The organism is Actibacterium sp. (assembly GCF_041584535.1).
Classification (GTDB): Bacteria; Pseudomonadota; Alphaproteobacteria; order Rhodobacterales; family Rhodobacteraceae; genus Actibacterium_D.
In genome coordinates this window covers 1-2059 of sequence record NZ_JBFHDW010000379.1, presented here as the reverse complement: position 1 = coordinate 2059, position 2059 = coordinate 1, and the positions used below count along the sequence as shown (strand labels likewise).

Sequence of the window (2059 nt, the reverse complement as noted above, 5' to 3'; positions counted from 1 at the left end):
GGCGGCGCGATCGTAATGGTCCGCGCGGACCGCGCCCGGGATTTCCCGAAGGCACCTGCCTATGTGCTGGGCAGTGCTGCGGCAAGCTCGCACCGGCAGATTTCCCAGATGAAGGATTTCACCGTGACCGCGGCCCGCGACTCGGGCGCGCGCGCCTTTGCGGCGGCCGGAGTGACCCCTGCGGATATCCAGGCGGTCGAGCTCTATGATGCCTTCACCATCAACACGATTTTGTTTCTCGAAGATCTTGGGTTCTGCGCGAAGGGCGAGGGAGGGGCCTTTGTCGAGGGCGGACGCATCGCGCCTGGCGGCGTGTTGCCGGTGAACACGAATGGCGGCGGCCTGTCCTGCGTGCACCCCGGGATGTACGGCATCTTCACAGTGATCGAGGCTGCCCGTCAGATCCGTGGCGACGCGCCGGGCATTCAGTTGAAGGATATTGATCTGGCGCTGGCGCATGGCAATGGCGGTGTGCTGTCCAGCCAGGTCACGGCAATACTGGGGTCACGAAACACGCTCTGACGGCGATCAAGGGAGGAAAGATCATGCCACTGGATTTCGAAGCACTTTCGAATTGGGATTTCGAAGAGATCAAGCAGACTCTGACCGAGCGGGATACCATCCTTTACGCACTCGGGCTGGGGTTCGGCGAAGATCCGACAGACAAGAAAGAACTGGCCTTTGTCTATGAGGACGGTCTGAAGGCGGTTCCCTCTATGGCCGTTACCCTGGGGTATCCGGGCTTCTGGCTGCGCAATCCGAAAACCGGCGTGAACTGGCAGAAAGTGCTGCACGGAGAACAGTGGCTCGACATCTACAAGCCGCTGCCGACACATGGCCGAATTGTCGGCCGCAGCAAGATCGACTTTATCGCCGACAAGGGCGAGGGCAAGGGAGCCGTCATTTACCAAAGCCGCGATATTATCGACGCGGACAGCGGCGAAAAACTGGCGCGCGTGGCGATGTCGGCTTTCTGTCGCGGTGATGGGGGGTTCGGCGGTGAAAACCAGGCGGGTCCGGCACCCGCAGTGCTGCCTGATCGGGCGCCTGATCATGTATGTGATATCAATACCCTGCCGCGCCAAGCCCTTATTTATCGTCTCAGCGGTGATTTCAATCCGCTTCATGCTGACCCGGATGTTGCCCGTTCTGTCGGGTTCGACCGCCCGATCCTGCATGGTCTGGCGACCTATGGGCTGGCGGCCCGGGCGATTCTCAAGACGTTGCTGGACTATGATTCTGCCCGGCTTGTCGGTCTGGATGTTCGGTTCTCGGCGCCGGTCTATCCCGGCGAAACCGTGCGGTTCGAAATCTGGGAAGAGGACGGCGAGGCCCGGTTTCGAGCATCTATTCCGGCACGCGACGTGGTTGTTCTGAACAACGGCGCGGCGCGCTTGGCCTGAGGCAGTGAAGATGGCTCAACCGCTCAAGGATATCCTGGTGCTGGATTTCAGCACACTTCTTCCCGGTCCGATGGCGACGCTCATGTTGTCCGAGGTCGGCGCCGAAGTGATCAAGTTCGAGCGTCCCGGAGTCGGCGAGGACGCGCGCCAAACCGAGCCCAAGATCGACGGAGAGAGCATCGGATTTGCCGTGTTGAACCACGGCAAGCGATCGGTGGCCATCGACCTCAAGTCAAGGGGCGCAGTGGAACGTCTGCGCCCCTTGATCGAGAGGGCCGATGTTCTGGTCGAGCAGTTCCGTCCCGGCGTGATGGACCGGTTGGGGCTTGGTTATGAAGCGGTGCGCAAGATCAATCCCGGTCTCATCTATTGTTCGATCACCGGCTATGGCCAGACCGGACCAAAGGCCAGCGCCGCCGGCCACGACCTCAACTACGTCGGTGATGCGGGTATCCTGTCGCTCAGTCGTGGACCGGATGACCAGCCAACGGCCCCGTTCGGGCTGGTCGCCGATATCGGAGGCGGAACCTATCCTGCGGTGATGAATATCCTGCTGGCCCTGATTGCGCGGCAGGCAAGCGGGCAGGGAACGCATCTGGATATCGCAATGGCCGAGGGGGCGTTCGCCTTTGCCTATTGGGCCCATGCCGAAGGTG

General features: G+C 61.3%; 2 protein-coding genes and 1 pseudogene. All 3 read left to right on the top strand.

Features of this window, described 5'->3' with window-relative positions; translation table 11 throughout:
* A pseudogene (locus ABYW26_RS13830) lies at positions 1 to 522 on the top strand (thiolase); the annotation flags it as partial.
* Positions 523 to 545: 23 nt separating this feature from the next.
* Positions 546 to 1403: a MaoC/PaaZ C-terminal domain-containing protein gene (locus ABYW26_RS13825; RefSeq protein WP_372605492.1), complete on the top strand. Its 858-nt coding sequence runs from the start codon at positions 546 to 548 to the stop codon at positions 1401 to 1403.
* Positions 1404 to 1413: 10 nt separating this feature from the next.
* Positions 1414 to 2059, top strand: a 646-nt coding sequence (locus ABYW26_RS13820) for a CaiB/BaiF CoA transferase family protein (RefSeq protein WP_372605491.1), incomplete at its 3' end; no start/stop codon positions are given.